At 59.4% G+C, this 15245-nt stretch carries 14 protein-coding genes; 8 read left to right on the forward strand and 6 right to left on the reverse strand.

Annotated features, from left to right (window positions below):
• Positions 1 to 224: 224 nt before the first annotated feature.
• The 4 genes from P3T18_RS01485 to P3T18_RS01500 all read left to right on the forward strand — a co-directional run bounded on the left by P3T18_RS01485 (position 225) and on the right by P3T18_RS01500 (position 3653).
• Positions 225 to 1121: an NmrA family NAD(P)-binding protein gene (locus P3T18_RS01485; protein WP_429298134.1), complete on the forward strand. Its 897-nt coding sequence runs from the start codon at positions 225 to 227 to the stop codon at positions 1119 to 1121.
• A gap of 257 nt (positions 1122 to 1378) precedes the next feature.
• Positions 1379 to 2254 (forward strand): NmrA family NAD(P)-binding protein, encoded by an 876-nt coding sequence (locus tag P3T18_RS01490; RefSeq protein ID WP_429298135.1) that lies wholly within the window; start codon positions 1379 to 1381, stop codon positions 2252 to 2254.
• Positions 2255 to 2258: 4 nt separating this feature from the next.
• Positions 2259 to 3080, forward strand: a complete 822-nt coding sequence (locus P3T18_RS01495; protein WP_429298136.1) for an SDR family NAD(P)-dependent oxidoreductase — start codon at positions 2259 to 2261, stop codon at positions 3078 to 3080.
• 33 nt (positions 3081 to 3113) lie between these two features.
• Positions 3114 to 3653, forward strand: coding sequence for a carbonic anhydrase (locus P3T18_RS01500; RefSeq protein WP_429298137.1), 540 nt, complete (start codon positions 3114 to 3116; stop codon positions 3651 to 3653).
• Positions 3654 to 4169: 516 nt separating this feature from the next.
• Here the strand turns inward: P3T18_RS01500 and P3T18_RS01505 are convergent.
• The 3 genes from P3T18_RS01505 to P3T18_RS01515 form a co-directional block, all read right to left on the reverse strand.
• The gene (locus tag P3T18_RS01505) at positions 4170 to 4670 is read right to left on the reverse strand and encodes a DUF1488 domain-containing protein (protein WP_429298138.1); all 501 of its coding nucleotides are present in this window, start codon (positions 4668 to 4670) and stop codon (positions 4170 to 4172) included.
• A 119-nt stretch (positions 4671 to 4789) separates the two neighbouring features.
• Entirely contained in the window at positions 4790 to 5686 is an 897-nt protein-coding gene (locus P3T18_RS01510) for an alpha/beta hydrolase (protein ID WP_429298139.1), read from the reverse strand.
• A gap of 14 nt (positions 5687 to 5700) precedes the next feature.
• Entirely contained in the window at positions 5701 to 6522 is an 822-nt protein-coding gene (locus P3T18_RS01515) for an enoyl-CoA hydratase/isomerase family protein (RefSeq protein WP_429298140.1), read from the reverse strand.
• A 156-nt stretch (positions 6523 to 6678) separates the two neighbouring features.
• Between P3T18_RS01515 and P3T18_RS01520 the strand changes: the two genes are divergently transcribed.
• Together P3T18_RS01520 and P3T18_RS01525 are read left to right on the forward strand one after the other, a co-directional pair.
• Positions 6679 to 7575 (forward strand): LysR substrate-binding domain-containing protein, encoded by an 897-nt coding sequence (locus tag P3T18_RS01520; RefSeq protein WP_429298141.1) that lies wholly within the window; start codon positions 6679 to 6681, stop codon positions 7573 to 7575.
• Positions 7576 to 8158: 583 nt separating this feature from the next.
• A complete protein-coding gene (locus tag P3T18_RS01525) occupies positions 8159 to 9229 on the forward strand; it encodes a hypothetical protein (protein WP_429298142.1) in 1071 nt (356 codons plus the stop codon).
• Between the two features lie 438 nt (positions 9230 to 9667).
• Here P3T18_RS01525 and P3T18_RS01530 read toward each other — a convergent pair whose 3' ends face one another.
• The 3 genes from P3T18_RS01530 to P3T18_RS01540 are packed head-to-tail and all read right to left on the reverse strand — an operon-like array spanning position 9668 to position 11829.
• Positions 9668 to 11053, reverse strand: a complete 1386-nt coding sequence (locus P3T18_RS01530; RefSeq protein ID WP_429298143.1) for a DHA2 family efflux MFS transporter permease subunit — start codon at positions 11051 to 11053, stop codon at positions 9668 to 9670.
• Positions 11050 to 11358, reverse strand: a complete 309-nt coding sequence (locus P3T18_RS01535) for a hypothetical protein (RefSeq protein ID WP_429298144.1) — start codon at positions 11356 to 11358, stop codon at positions 11050 to 11052. The genes P3T18_RS01530 and P3T18_RS01535 overlap by 4 nt, the downstream gene beginning before the upstream one ends.
• 21 nt (positions 11359 to 11379) lie before the next feature.
• Positions 11380 to 11829, reverse strand: coding sequence for a MarR family winged helix-turn-helix transcriptional regulator (locus P3T18_RS01540; RefSeq protein ID WP_429298145.1), 450 nt, complete (start codon positions 11827 to 11829; stop codon positions 11380 to 11382).
• Positions 11830 to 12047: 218 nt separating this feature from the next.
• Between P3T18_RS01540 and P3T18_RS01545 the strand changes: the two genes are divergently transcribed.
• Together P3T18_RS01545 and P3T18_RS01550 are read left to right on the forward strand one after the other, a co-directional pair.
• Complete coding sequence (locus P3T18_RS01545) at positions 12048 to 13928, forward strand: alkaline phosphatase family protein (RefSeq protein WP_429298146.1); 1881 nt, start codon at positions 12048 to 12050, stop codon at positions 13926 to 13928.
• 207 nt (positions 13929 to 14135) lie between these two features.
• Positions 14136 to 15245, forward strand: a complete 1110-nt coding sequence (locus tag P3T18_RS01550; RefSeq protein WP_429299018.1) for a cytochrome-c peroxidase — start codon at positions 14136 to 14138, stop codon at positions 15243 to 15245.

Genomic DNA, 15245 nt, shown 5'->3' on the forward strand with positions numbered 1-15245 from the left:
CGCAATGCCGCCGTCACCCATCAATGCTCGTCCAGCATAAATCTTAGCTGAATTCGATGACTACCCAGCGGCTAGCGAAACCGCGACATTAGCACCGTGGCCTGGCTTCAACTTCCGGGCCGTGATCGGAGCCATGCAAGGGCATTGGCTCCGATGCCTCGACAGCCCTGCAACTGAAGCCTGGCGCGACGAACGAGCCGCGGCTTTATATCTGGAGAATGATTATGACCACAACAGTCCTAGTGACCGGCGCCTCTGGCGACACGGGTCGGCCGACCGTGGAACGTCTGCTTGAAAAGGGTTTTGACGTACGCGCACTGGTGCGCAAAGACGATCATCGCGCGCAAAAGTTGCGTGACCTGGGCGCCGAGGTTGTGTTCGGCGACATGATGAGCTTGCGCGACATCCGTCTTGCCATGACCGGCGTTCAGCGCGCTTATTTCTGTTTTCCTCTTGCTGAAGGTCTGGTCGAAGCGGCCGTGATCTTCGCTCAGGCTGCAAAAGAGCAGGAACTTGAGTTGATTGTCAACATGTCGCATAAGCAGTCACGTGCGGCTGCGCGCAGCAAGGCCACGCAGAACCACTGGCTGTCCGAGCAGATTTTCAACTGGTCCGGCGTGCCGTCGGTGCACCTACGCGTCACGTTCTTTGCCGAGTGGCTGCTTTATATCGCGCCCCAGATCCGCTATGGGCGCTACGTCATGCCCTACAACAAGGAGAGCCGGTTTGCACCCATTGCCGGCAGTGACATCGCACGCATCATCGCGGGTGTCGTAAGCAATCCGGCCCCTCATGTCGGAAAGGCACTGGCGTTGCACGGCCCCGTTGAGTACAGCCACGAGGAACTCGCTGCAGAAGTGAGTCGCGTGCTCGGCAAGCACCTCCCTTATGAGCATGTGACCGTATCCACTTTCCTCGATCTGTTCGGTCTACAGGATGCCGATGCAATGCGGCGACATTTCGAAGCTGTCACGATCGACCAGCAAGAAGGTTTGCTGGCCGGCACCGACAGCACCGGAACCGAGATTATCGGCCAGCCGTTGACGACGGTCGAGCAGTTCATCAAGGCGAATCTGTCCAGTTTCGTCATCGAGTATCCGCTGGCGGCATCACGGCACTAATCGGGGGCCGCCTGACTGGAAGCGGAAGTCCGCCTTCCAGTCGACGCAGACCGATCCATGCCGTTTGCACATAGGTCATAGCCTGAAACAACGACTACCGGACGGACTCGCAATACACGATAGTGACAACAACAGAAACGAACCGCCGATTGCGAAACGAAACGGCATTCGAGCTTGGTCACTGCAACACATAGCGCTCTCAGCGCGTAGATGAATATTTGAAATCGTTCAAGTCAATTTACTAAGGAATATTAATCATGTTAAAGAAAGTTCTGATTACTGGCTCTACCGGTGACACAGGTCGCGCAGCGGTTCGCGAGTCGATCGCGCTGGGTCTCGATGTACGGGCGATGGTGCATAAAAAAGATGACCGGTCAGCTGCACTGGAGGCGCTAGGTGCCGAGGTCGTGGTTGGCGACCTGCTCGAGATCAACACCATCCGCGACGCCATGAAGGGCGTGGATGCCGCGTACCTCGTGTGGCCCGTGCAACCGGGACTGATCAACGTGACAGTGAACTTCGCGCAGGCCGCGAAGGAAACCGGCGTCAAGACGGTCATCAACCTGTCGCAGCGCTCGGCGAACCGCGAATCCAGCAGCGACTCCTGCCGCGACACCTACCTTGCCGAAGAAATTCTCAACTGGTCCGGCCTTCCCGTCATTCATCTTCGCCCCACCTATTTCCTCGAGTGGCTGCTCTATCCATGGCAATTGCCGTATCTGCAGCAAGGCGTTCTGCGTATGCCTGTCGGCAAGGGACGCCACTCGCCGATTTCAGCAGACGATCAGGGCCGGGCCATCGCTGCGCTGTTGAAAAGTCCGGAGGCGCATATCGGCACGACAATTCCGCTCTCAGGTCCGGTCGAGATGGACCATGAGCAGATGGCCGCCGAGTTATCCGAGGCACTTGGACGCAAGATCGCTTTTCAGGATTTGCCGATCGACGAGTATTGCGACTCGATCACCGCCATGGGTGTGCCGCCGTACATCGTCCAGCATCTGCGCGGCGCAATGGCGGACTATCAGAATGGGCGTATGTCCGGCGCGGACAACAATATCGAAAAACTGACCGGGAGACGTTCAATGACGGTCGGTGAATTCGCTCTCCTTCACGCCGACAAGCTCAACGGCTAATGACATGCGCTGGATCCGGCGACTCTCCAGGGAACCCGATCCGATCCCTCTCTTTTATCAATTTCATAAGGACATCATCGTGGAAATCTCCAACTCTGTCGCACTTGTTACTGGTGCCAATCGTGGCATCGGGCGGGAATTCGTCGCTGAACTGCTGAACCGTGGCGTGGCGAAGATTTACGTCGCGGCACGGGACACCACTTCGCTGAAAGACCTCCTCAAGGAAGGCGACGGCCGGCTCGTTGCGTTGCCGCTCGACGTCACCGATCCTGACCAGGTTGCCGCCGCAGCGAAGATTGCAGCGGACGTCACGCTGCTGGTCAACAACGCGGGCTACGCCGCCTTTCAAGGTGCGATCGCTGCAGCGAACACGGACGACGCCCGTCGTGAGATGGAAGTCAATTACTTCGGCACTCTATCGCTGACCCGGGCTTTTGCGCCGGTATTGGCCAAAGGCGGCGGCGGCGCATTGATCAACATGCTGTCGATGCTCGCGCTAGTCAGCTTGCCGATGGCTGCAACCTACTCGGCTTCCAAGGCGGCGAGCCTCTCACTCACCCGCAGCCTGCGCGCCGAACTAGGTGCGCAAGGCACGCAGGTGGTGGGCGTGCTCGCAGTCCAGACGGAGACGAACATGGGGGCAAAGCTGCCTGAGCCGCGCATGACGCCACAAGAAGTCGTCGCTGACGCACTCGATGCAATCCAGAACGGCAGAAACGACGAAATCGTTGCCGGCAAGCAGACGCGTGCCGTTCACGAAGCGTTCGTGGCCGATCCGAAGGGGCTGCAAGCCGCGATGTCTACACGCTTGCCGCAGCGCGCTTAACCCACTTTCTCACGTCAAACAATAGAGGCCGTCATGGACTTTCTCGAAACGCTTGCCAGTCGCAATGCCGAATTCACACAAAGTGGTTTCTCCGCAGATCTGAAAATGATGCCGTCGCGCAAAACGATGATCATCGGCTGCGTCGACCCTCGAGTCGACCCAATGGATGTGCTGAAGCTGGCGCCAGGCGAAGCTGCAGTGATCCGCAACGTTGGAGGCCGTGTGAATCCGGCGTTGCTCGAAACGATGGCACTTCTCGGAACCGTTTCGAGAGCGGCCGGACAGCCGGTTGGTGACGGCTGGAATCTGATAGTTCTTCAGCATACCGATTGCGGAATCAACGGTTGCTATCATCACGCGCCAAAACTGCTCTCGAAGTATATGGGTGTCGCGGATGACAAACTCGATGATCTCGCGATCACCGATCCGTACAAGGCAGTCGCGATCGACGTGCAGGCGCTCAGATCCAATCCGAATCTTCCAGGTGGCTTCAACGTGACCGGCCTCGTGTACGACGTGAAAACTGGCCGGATCGAGACCGTCGTGCCGCCCATTACGCTGCGGCCCGATTAGCGTCAGGACTATTCGATACGTCGAAGGCACTGCAATGCGTCTCCTCGCCTCAATGACTGAGCGAAGGCGCGGCATTTTAGAAGGGCGGTTTTTGTGGATATTGGCGCACCTCCGGTGTTACGACTGATGCTCCCGAGCCGTTGGATTATGCATCGAGATTCTGGTGCAACTCACTCCGGAGAGGACTCCAACAGATTTGAGCAAATAACAATGCTCAATCGGCGTGTCCAGACAGCACGTCGATTCCGGCCTGTCCAAAGATTTCTGCAGCGAGGGGACAAGCCCAGCGTTGGATGAAGCGGTCGTTGCCCAGTCGCATGCGGTTCTCTCGTGAGCCGAATACCTCAGGGTTACTGTCGCCCTGGAGTCAATTCGCCGTGAACCTGAGAACCTCGGTAGATAGTTGCCCGCTTCGTGAAAGGCAACCTTGATCCGCATGCCCGCGTGGCAATACGCAGACGTCGGCGCCCCGCGACGACTCATTGCAGGGATCACCAGACCGGTATGTGGCCTGGATCAGATCGAATACCTATTCTGCGGACCGCGGATGTATCGCTTTTTCGCAGTCTCAAACAGCTTCTCGCGAAATTCGTCAAATGCCGCGAGACACGAGCCCTCGTCAGATCCAAGCGTGGGTTTCAGGTCGTTGAGCGTCTTGCGTCCGACCTCGAATGTGATTTCCCGAGAGCCGTCGTATCCCCAGAAACACACGCAATGCCGCGCGGCGTGGTAGCTTCGACTCGGATTGGGAAAATGGAGCGCCACAATCATCCTTTTTTTTGGGGGAGTTAAATATCGCGACTTATGTGTGATAGAAACGACGCGTGAGTAGCTGATGCGCCCCCGTTCTGGCGCCCCAACGTCGTGAGGTCTAAGGATAATAATTTTTGCCAGGCGATTTTGCTTGTAAGCAGGCTCATTTGCTACGGACGGAAAAGCTTTGCTGATATCTGATCGCATCACTACCTCTAAGACGTCGGTCCCCTCGTGAGGACAGCCTGCCCACTGTATACCCATCTGGTTGTGCGAACTCTATTTATTACGTCGCCGTGCGACGCAACCAGAATTGACGGGTACGTACAAACGCGAACCGACGCCACCATCGCTCGAACGGCCAGAACTTAAGCCACTCCCGGTCAAAGATGCGATTTGAACCAGTCGAGCGCGGCGCGCGATGCGGTTTCGAACTCGGCAAGGTACGGGTCGAAATGGCCGCCCTTGATCATCACCAGTCGCTTCGGCTCCAACGCGCGTTCATAGGCCTTGAGCGCGAGGTCCGTGGCCGCCGTGTGATCGTGCTCGGCCACCACCATGAGCAGTGGCGTCGGCGATACCCGTTCGATGTACTCGCCCGGCGAATACATCCGAGCCCATCGAGTGGAACGCAGCGTCACGCGATTTTCCCAAACACCGCTGGGCACCGGTTGCAGATAAAAGCTCACGACATCGGCCGCGCTGTAGGTAGAAGGACGGCTCGCGTCCTCGCTCACGATCTGCTGCATGGCTGGCGGTTCACCGCGAAGCTGGGCGCGATCGTCGGCGGCGAAACGCGCCTCCAGTTCCGCGACGGCGTCGGGCGTGACGCGACGAAGCCCCGCCGCATGACCGTCGATTGTCGGCACTTGCGACACGATAGCCTTGAGTCGTCGCTCGGTCGCACCCAGCACGATCGCATGACCGCCTGCGAAGCTTGTTCCCCAGAGCCCAATGCGTGATTCATCCACTTCGGGCCGGTCCTCAAGCCACGAGATCGCGCGACGCCAGTCGGTAATCTGCTGCCACGGGTTGATGTCCTGACGCGGCTCGCCGCCGCTATCGCCGAATCCGCGATGGTCGTGCAGCAGCACGACAAATCCCGCTTTCGCGAAGGTTTCGGCCAACGGTTCTATGCCGTGATAACGCGTGCCACCGTAGCCGTGCGCCATCGTGATGGCGGGAAGCGGCGCGCCCCGCTGCTCAGGAACGAACAGCCATGCGGCAAGTTCAACCCCGCCTTCCACGGGGAAGCGAATTTCTTCTTTGGTAAAGCTCATGATGTCCTCCTTGTTCAGTCGTTAATGAGTTCGCCCAACAGCCGGGCGAGATCGATTTCCGCGTCGCGGGTCTGAAAGCCGGCCGTTATCGCGGCCTGGATGCGTTTCTGTACAGCAGGCTCGCGAACGCCTTCGCCAAACAGATCCGAGTCGCGGCGAAAGTCCTCGATCGGTGCGAGCGCAATCGAATTGACGCGGCGTTTGACCGCGACCTGGCCCGCACCGGGAAACCGGCCGATCCGATGCGCAAGTGAGTTGACGAACTCGGCGAGCGCGTCGGCAGGGAGCGCCCGGTTGATCCAGCCGTAGCGTTCCGCCAGATCCGCGGGGTAGTCGTCGGCGCTCAACATGACTTCGAGCGCCCGCGCGCGGCCCATAAGCCGCACGAGGTGCTGGGCGCCACCGCCGCCGGGAACCACGCCGAACGCCGGCTCCATCTGCGCGAAGATCGCCGTCTCCCGCGCGGCAAAGCACATGTCGCATGCGAGGATGAATTCGCTGCCCGCGCCCCGCACCCGTCCCTCGACCTGCGCGATGCTGACAAGCCGGCTCTCGCTGAGATAGCGGAACAGAACCGCGATGGAAGCTTCACCCGTCAATTTCGCCGCTTCGTCGCGATACGCCTTGATGCGGCCTACATCGACGTGCGGAATGAAGAAGTCCGGATCGGCGCTCCTGAACACGATCACGCGGACCGTGTTGTCGGCCTCAGCCTCAGAAATGAATGAAACGAGATCCCGGACCAGCTCGGGACCGAGGAGATTCATCGGGGGTGCGTCGATGCTGGCGAACAGCACCGCGCCTTCGCGATGAACGGTGAGAGTTTCGAAATCCATAGGGTGCCTCGACAGGAAAGGTCTGAACTTGAGCCCAGGTAGGCCTTTCGCTCAGTTCGCCGGCAGTCGCGCCAGCCACGCGACAGAATTTATTCCCTTCCGGATTTGTCGAATAGACGGTAAATTTGAGAGGCATCCTTCCATGGGAGAAAGGCTTTGGACCGCTTCGAAGCGATGACCATCCTGCTGGCCGCAGTCGATCACGGCAGTCTTTCCGCCGCTAGCCGCCAGCTCGGCATCCCGCTGGCGACCGTCAGCCGCCGCGTGTCGGAACTCGAAGAACATCTGAAGATCCGGCTGCTTCTGCGCGGCAACCGTCGGCTCGTGCTGACCGACGCCGGCCAGTCGTATGTCGCTTCATGCCGGCGAATCATGGAAGAAGTCGCCGAGGTCGAGCGCAAGGCCGCGGGCGAATATCTCGCTCCCCAAGGCGAACTGGTGATCGGCATGCCGCAGGTGATGGGCCGCATTCACGGTCTGCCAGTCATTGCGGAATTTCTGCGCGCCTATCCGGACATTCGTGTACGGGTCCAGTTGACCGACCGAAACGTGAGTTTGCTCGACGAGCACGTCGACGTGGCGCTGCGAACGGGAGAACTCCCCGATAGCAGCATGATTGCCCTTCGGGTCGGAGAAATTCGGCAGGTGCTTTGCGCGAGTCCCGGCTATCTGGCAGACCGGATCACACCAACCACACCCGCCGATCTCGCCTCGCATGACTGTGTAGGCTACGAAGGTTTGACGGCGGGCACGACCTGGGAATTTAGCAATCGTGGTGTGCTGCAAAGCGTCGCGGTGACATGGCGGCTCATGGTGAACTCGATCGACGGCGCTGTCGTGGCCGCAGAGCAAGGCGCTGGCATCGCGCGCGTGCTGTCGTATCAGATCGACCAGCAGCTGAAGGCTGGGTCGCTGGTGACGTTACTCGATGAGTTTGAATTGCCGCGAGCGCCCGTCAGTCTGATCTATCCGGGGCAACGACAGGTACCGCTCAAATTGCGAGCATTTCTCGATTTTGCGGGCTCGCGTTTGAGGCAACGGCTCGATGGTTGATGTCGCTCCTTCGATTCGAAGCTGTCTCTCGCGGAGTCGCTTGCAATATCTCTTCCCCGCCTGACACGCGCCTCGTTCGGCCGGCTTATCACTCCCCGATCGGCTATCCGCCCAGACCTGTCGATTGTCGCAACGGTTCTCAATCACGCTCGTTCTTCCGACGTTGCGCAATCATTTGCCAATAAGCAATTCTCGACCTCAAACGTGCTGAAGAACGACGCAAGCTACGTATCCCATCCACACGTATAAATGTGGTTCTACCGAACGGAAAGGTCACCGAAAGGATTTTCACATCACGTAATAATTCGTGACTTGCTGTAGATGCGGCAGTTATTCAGAATGGCGGCGCTCTCCACATTATTAAACTCGCGCCCCGCGCGTTAAATAACCATCGACTGTCGCGACCGACGCCGATTCCAGAATTATCAGAAAAGAGGAACAACACATGCGGTTTTATGTACGCGCAATTTTCGTAGTGTGGTGCGGTATATTTTTGAGTGCTTGCGGAGGCGGATCCAGCAACTCGAGTTCGGCCACATCGGCAACGTCGCCGGTTACTCTGGCAGCAGGCTCCAGCCTGACCATGAAGGCAGACACTTCCGTGAACGTGCCTGCCGGGACCACCGTTACTGCGCCAAACGGAACGATAGTAACGATCAGTGGGTCGTCAGATACCGTCATTACTCAGGCAGGCGCATTCGTCAACGTACCGGCTAGTGCGACAGGTCCGGCGGTCGATGTTGTCACAACCGGGCAGGCGTCCGGCAGTGGTCTGTCGACGTCCGCGTTGTCGGTTATCGCCATCGCCGGTTCGTCGACCACAAATTTGAGTCCCGCCGACGGGACGGGCGCAGCCGCCGTTCTCTGGGGCGGTGGCCATCTCGCAACGGACTCGACCGGCAATATCATCCTGTCCGATCAAGGCAGACTTCGAAAGGTCACGCAGGCAGGCGCGGTCACCACATTGACGACTCAGGGCAATTGGGACGGCGTCGCCATCGATCCGGCCGGCAACATTTATGGGTCGGGCTATGCACAGGCGATTTCAGCCTCTCCGCCCACATTTGTCACGTCGCTGCAAGAGTACTCGGCGGCAGGCGCCTACCAGCAATTGTTTGCGAACTGGGAAAGTTCAGCGAATTCTTCGGTCGGCACCGGTGGTCTTGTGATGGACAGCCACGGCGCGCTCTTTCTGGCAGATGTGGTGAACAACCGTATCGTCAAGTTCAACGTCGGCAGCAACACCTGGACGGCTTTTGCTGGCAGCGGTACGGCCGGCAATCAGGATGGCGTCGGCACTGCTGCCACATTCACGCTCTATGCGCTGCCCGACCTTGCAATCGATAGCAACGACAATCTGTATGTCAGAAGTGTCGATACGGTTCGAAAAATCGCACCGGACGGCACGGTCACCACGATCGCCAGCCAGTTGCAAAAGACCGGCACGATTGCCGTCGACAAGGCGGGAAACATCTACACATCCGGCATTCAGGTGATCGACCGTATCGCCGGCGACGGCAGCGTTGTTTCGTACAAGTTTACGAACACGACGGACTTCATTACGTCGCTAGCCACCGACAGCGGCGGCAACCTTTATGCCGGTACGCGAGGGTTCGGGGCGCGGATCTTCAAGATCACGTTTGCGAATAACTGATCGTGGGTTCCGGCGAGTTCGATCATGCCGATCGGAATCGCTCACGGATTCGGCGCAGTGGCTGATGACTAAGACAGTCTGTGTCACTGTTGCGCATTCGTGCAAGGGTGACACAGATCTCGCCGGAGCAGATCACGCGAAAAACGTGCTGACGTGTGCAGGCGAAGCGTGGGGCTCACACGCGACTGTGCTCGTGTTCTTTCCGTCGAATGGCGGAATGGCGCTCGTTAATCGACGTGCTATCTTGTGATCGTGGACGACAGTTCCTGACGGCCCCGGTCAGACGACAGCGGACCGCAACCGATACCGCGCAGACATCGATCCAATCGCAAAGCGACCGTTGAAGCGTCGAGGGTCAGGATGACCTGACCACCGCAAAAGCGCCGACAGAGCCGCTGATCAATGAGCAAACCCGACGCCAGAAAACAACCTGCAGTGTCACACCCCCCTCCCCCCACGCCCCGGCAACCAAACTACCGTCGCCACCATCACCGCATGCAGCATCGCAAGCAACAAAAACGTCGCCGCCCACGCATTCAACCCCGCAACCGTCAGCCGCACATCGAGCAATTCCGCCAACACCAGCGCACATAGCGTCGTCACAGTCGGTCCGCCAAGCCGCTGCACGATATTGAGCGTCACGGTCGCCATAGGCAAATTGCGCGGCTCGACCGACGCGTACGCCGCCGACACCGCCGGCAGCGCCATCGCGCCGATCCCCGCGCCGCGCGCGAACAGCGTCGGAACGAGCATCGCGACCTGCAGCGGCCGTGACGCCAGCCACGCCAGCATCAGCGTCGCAACAAGCGCCAACAGCGCGCCACCCGTCGCGACCGCGCGGCCGCCGAACCGTGCCGTCAAAAATCCGAGTGCCGGAAACGCGAGCATCATCCCCAGACCGAGCGGCGCAAGCAGCCAGCCCACCGCAGACGGAGAACGCCCGCACGCCTGGATGAGAAAGAGCGGGATCAACATCTGTCCCGCGAACATCACGCCGTTGGACAGAAACTGCGCAATCGCAGCCACCGAAAACGTGCGCTCGCGAAACTGGCCAAGATCGATCAGCGCCCGTCCCGCCTTGCGTGCCTCGACCCGCAGAAAAATGACGAGCAACACAGCGCCCGCGACCATCGTCGCGATGCCCGTGTGCTGGTTGAGTCGCTCTGCGCCGAACAATATCAAACCGAGCCCGGGCGACAGCAGCGACAGACCTAGCCAGTCCAGTTCGCGCGGCTGACGGACCTCACGATCATCGGGCAGGAACCACACCGATAACACCAGGGCAAGCACGCCGACCGGCACGTTGACGAGAAACAGCCAGCGCCACGACGCATATCGAAGAATCGCGCCGGCGATCACGGGGCCGAGCAGCGGCCCGAGCAATATCGGCACGGTCGCGTAGCCGGCCACTCGCGTGAACTGGTTGCCCGCCGCGCGTTTCATCATCAACTGCGCCATTGGTGCGAGCAAACCACCGCTTGCGCCCTGCAACAGGCGGAACGCGATCAGCGAATTGGCCGACCACGCACAGCCGCACAGGAGCGAACTGAGCGTGAACGACGAGAAACACCACAAATAAAGCGACTTGCCGCCAATCCGGTCGATCAACCAGCCGTTGAGCGGCAGCACCAGCGTCAACGCGAGCAGATAGCCGCTCGTCACCCACTGAATGCCCGGCAGCGTGGTATGGAGATCTTGCGCCAGGCTTGCCAGCGACACGTTGACGACAGTCGCATCGAGTTGCGCGAGCAACGAACCGATGGCAGCGATAGCGGTGATTTTCCAGACCAGCGGATCGAGCCGGTCGTGGGACGTCGCGTTCAAAACAGTCCTTCGCGACGCACACGACCAAAATGAAGCGATGAGAAAACACCCATCACCAGCACGCCGACGAGCAGCGCCGCGCTATCGACGTTCACGCCGGGCACGAACGGATGGTGAATCAGCAATGCCAGACCGATCAGCGCGTTCAGCATGCCCCACAAGAAATTGACCAGCGGCGACGACGGCCCCTTGCCACGCGGCGTCGAAAATGGAGAAGGAAACAGCTCGCCGCGCAGACCTGCGGTGAGATGCGGCATTGCATTGCACATGAAGGCACCTGCGAAAAAGATCGCAACGAAGTTCATGGTTTGTCCTTTCAGGAAATGCTAGGGAGGCGTGGAATCGCCGAGACGCTTAATAAGTGGAATGGCCGCAGAAAGTGTCGCGACCTCTTGCGCGTCGAACTGTTCGAGTTGCGCCAGCAACCATTCCCGCTTGGCCGCAGTACGGCGCTTGCGTTCGGCCAGCCCCTTGCGCGTGATGGAAAACAGGATCTGGCGGCCGTCCGTGGGATGCGGTTCCCGTTCGACGCATGCCTCTTCTTCGAGACCCGCGAGGATGGTCTTCATCGACTGCGGCTTGATCGATTCGGCGCGCGCGAGATCGGCGGTAGTCATCGGACCGTCGCGTTCGAGCCGCGCGAGCACGCTGGACTGCGACAGGTTGAGATCGCCGGGACTGGCGCTGCGCAGCCGACGCAACAGCTGCCCGACAGCCAGTGTCAGTTCGGAGACGACGGATTCAAGCGGCGGAGTGGATTCACGGGAGCGGGTCATGTTCCAAGCTTAGATTAAGACAGTTTAACTTGCAAGATAAACTGTCTAGTTTTTTGGCACAATAAACCGCACACACATATGCGGACTGGATATCACACCCTCACGCAGTTGATCGCAGCGCGACCTACGAATCCTTAACGGCCGCGTAACACAACTTACATAAACTTCCCGCGAGTTGAAAATCGCCGGGCATATCCGGCTTATAACGAGGAGAGGTTGTGAAAAACGCAGGGTTGCGCAGGGGTACGCTCACGATGCTGGCAAGCATCGGCGTAATGGCAGGGTTGTCTGCTTGCGGAAGCAGCATCAATGGCTCGAACGGACCGCAGGTAACGGGTCAGGTGCTCGGCAGCTATATCCAGGGCGCGGCAGTTTGCCTGGATGTGAACAACAACGGCAAATGCGACCAGGGCGAGCCGGTCGCGCGCTCGGATGCCCAGGGCAAGTTCTCGATTACCGATACGAGCAACGGCTCGTGGAAGTATCTCGTTGCCGACCTGAATGGCGCCACGGAGAACGACGTATCCGGCAAGAACATGGGGACGACGTTCAACAACACGGCGACGTTCCGTTCGCCGCGCGGTGTCGCCTCCATCAGCGCAATCACCACCCAGCTCTCGCAACTGATCGACAGCGGTCTGTCGCAGTCGGATGCTCAGACGCAACTGGCGAGCAAGATCGGCACGACGCCGGACGCTTTGCTGGGCGACTTCAACACCAACGGCAACACCGTGGTGAAAGCCGCCAGCGACCAATACATCGCAACCGTCGCCTCGAACAAGGCAATCAAACACGTGTGGGTTATCGTGCTCGAGAACAAGAGCGCGGAATCGACGTATGGCACGACGGCATCTGATTCGACTCAGGACCCGTATCTTAAATCGCTGATGCCGCAGGGCACGTTCCTCGCCAACTACTTCGGCACCGGCCACGTGTCGCTGGACAACTATATTTCGATGGTGTCCGGTCAGCCGTCGACGCACGACACGGAGACGGACTGTTTCCAGGTGTGGTCCGACATCGTCGACAACGGAAACGACTCGTCGAATCCCAAAGTTCTCAAGGCGGGCACGGACGTCAACGGTCACAAGGGCGGTGGCTGCGTGTTCCCGGCTCGCGTGCAACATCTGGGCAACCAGATGGAGCAGGCCAAGCTCACGTGGCGCAGCTATAACGAGGACATGGGTAACAACCTGAACCGTGACGGCACGAAGACCTGTTCGTTCCCGCGCCGTACCGCGCAGCTTGCGGGCACCGATCCGACGAAGGCGGTCGACGGCACGCAGGCCGCGCAGGCGCCTTCGGCTTCGGGCGACGTGGCGGGCGACGAATACGCCACGCGTCACAATCCGTTCCCGTACTTCCATTCGACCATCGACGATCTGGCAAACTGCGACGCGCGCGTCGTCAATCTGCAAGACAACCTGGCAACGGATCTTCAGTCGATCGCCACGACGCCGAACTTCTCCTTCATCACGCCGAACCTGTGTAACGACGGCCACGACGGCGACGGTACGGGTGCTGCCGGCAAGGGCTGCGCCAACGGTCAGCCCGGCGGTTTGACTTCGATCGACGCGTTTCTGAAGAAGACCATTCCGTTGATCCAGGCGTCGCCCGCTTACAAGCAGGATGGTCTTATCATCATCACCACCGATGAAGGCGTGGTGACCGGCCTTACGCCGTCGACGCAACTCAGTGGCGACGGCAGGACGCTCTCCGTGCTGGAGCCGGAACAGGGCAACCAGTGCCCTGGCTGCAACCAGCAAACGGGACCGAACGTGACGCGCCCGGAACAGGTCACGATGTCCACGCTGCCGGTGGCTCAGGCGAGCCTGCTGGGGATCAACCCGGCGACGCTGCCCGCTTCGGTGCAGAGCGTGTCGATTGCGCTGAACTACCTTGCAGTCGGCGGCGATCAGGTTGGTACGCTGTTGCTGTCGCCGTTCATCAAGGGCGGTCACGTGGATACCACGGGCTACAACCACTACGCGCTGCTGCATTCGCTGGAAGACAACTTCGGCATTGGCTCATATCTCGGCTATGCCGACGATGCATCGCTCAAACCGATCTTCACGTCGGCCAACATCGATAACCGCTAATCCCTGACGGTTTCACCGTCACTCCGTCGTCGTTTGCCCGGTTCGATGTTCGAACCGGGCATTCTCATTTAGTCAGCTATGCGCCAATTTTTTTCAGGGGCTGTTCTCGCGACGGCCCTCTGCGTTTCTCTTCTGTCTGCATGCGGCAAAGATGCGCCAGCTGCTCAGGCAGCCCCGGTCAAAATAGCGGCGTCCGATCTGGTCGCCATCGGCAAGGCAGCGTTCTTCGATCCGTCGCTGTCGGCGTCCGGCAAGCAGTCATGCGCCTCGTGTCACAGCCCCGCGAATGCCTATGGACCGCCGAATGGTTTGTCTGTCCAGCTGGGTGGTCCTAACATGGATCGCGCCGGACTGCGCTCGGTACCGTCACTGCGTTATCTGCGTGCTGTGCCCTATTGGACGTTCACGCAGGCAAATAGCCTGAAAGAGCGTCTGGAGGACGGCGACAATCAGCCTATTGGCGGATACACCTGGGATGGCCGCTATAACGCCCCTGCGCAGCAGGCTGCGTTTCCCCTGCTCAATCCGGATGAAATGGCGAACACCGATGCAAACGATGTGGCGAAGAAACTGAGCAAAAGCACCTACGCACAGCAGTTCCGCGATGCATTCGGCCAGAACGTTTTCTCGCAACCCGCTGAAGCGCTGGCAGATCTTGGAAAGGCCTTGCAGGCATTCCAGTTCAATGATCCGTCGTTTGCGCCGTACTCGAGCAAGTTCGACCGCGTACTCGACGGCAAAGACAAGTTGACGCCGCAGGAAGCGCACGGACTGACACTGTTCAGCGACCCGGACAAAGGCAACTGCGCAAGCTGTCACCTGATCAACAAAGGCGCTCACGGCGCGCATCCCGTCTTGACGGACTACAACTTCCAGACCTTGGGAGTGCCGCGCAACATGCATATTCCGGCCAACCGCGATCCGAACTTCTTCGACATGGGTTTGTGTGGACCGCTGCGCGAGGATCAGACGAAGCAGAAATGGTTCTGTGGCATGTTCCGCACGCCCACGCTTCGAAACGTCGCCACGCGAGCCGCGTTCTTCCACAATGGCGTGTTCCATACGCTGGAAGACTCGATGCGTTTCTACGTCGAGCGCGACACGAATCCGAAGAAGTGGTATTCGAAAGACGCTCACGGCCAGGTCGTGAAGTTCGACGATCTGCCGAAGAATCTGCGCAGCAACGTGGATGTCAAAACCGAGCCGATGACGAATCACCTGGGCGGCAAACCGGTCTGGTCAGACTCCGATATTCGCGACGTGGTAGCGTTTCTGAATACCCTGACTGACGCAGACGCGAAGGCAGTGCCTCGCTGA

Source organism: Paraburkholderia sp. GAS199 (assembly GCF_050436585.1).
Classification (GTDB): Bacteria; Pseudomonadota; Gammaproteobacteria; order Burkholderiales; family Burkholderiaceae; genus Paraburkholderia.

Excerpts from the sequence above, each read along its gene's own strand:
- P3T18_RS01485 (WP_429298134.1), top strand. The coding sequence starts at position 225 with ATGACCACAACAGTCCTAGTGACCGGCGCCTCTGGCGACACGGGTCGG.
- P3T18_RS01490 (WP_429298135.1), top strand. The coding sequence starts at position 1,379 with ATGTTAAAGAAAGTTCTGATTACTGGCTCTACCGGTGACACAGGTCGC.
- P3T18_RS01495 (WP_429298136.1), top strand. The coding sequence starts at position 2,259 with ATGCGCTGGATCCGGCGACTCTCCAGGGAACCCGATCCGATCCCTCTC.
- P3T18_RS01500 (WP_429298137.1), top strand. The coding sequence starts at position 3,114 with ATGGACTTTCTCGAAACGCTTGCCAGTCGCAATGCCGAATTCACACAA.
- P3T18_RS01505 (WP_429298138.1), bottom strand. The coding sequence starts at position 4,670 with ATGGGTATACAGTGGGCAGGCTGTCCTCACGAGGGGACCGACGTCTTA.
- P3T18_RS01510 (WP_429298139.1), bottom strand. The coding sequence starts at position 5,686 with ATGAGCTTTACCAAAGAAGAAATTCGCTTCCCCGTGGAAGGCGGGGTT.
- P3T18_RS01515 (WP_429298140.1), bottom strand. The coding sequence starts at position 6,522 with ATGGATTTCGAAACTCTCACCGTTCATCGCGAAGGCGCGGTGCTGTTC.
- P3T18_RS01525 (WP_429298142.1), top strand. The coding sequence starts at position 8,159 with ATGAAGGCAGACACTTCCGTGAACGTGCCTGCCGGGACCACCGTTACT.
- P3T18_RS01535 (WP_429298144.1), bottom strand. The coding sequence starts at position 11,358 with ATGAACTTCGTTGCGATCTTTTTCGCAGGTGCCTTCATGTGCAATGCA.
- P3T18_RS01540 (WP_429298145.1), bottom strand. The coding sequence starts at position 11,829 with ATGACCCGCTCCCGTGAATCCACTCCGCCGCTTGAATCCGTCGTCTCC.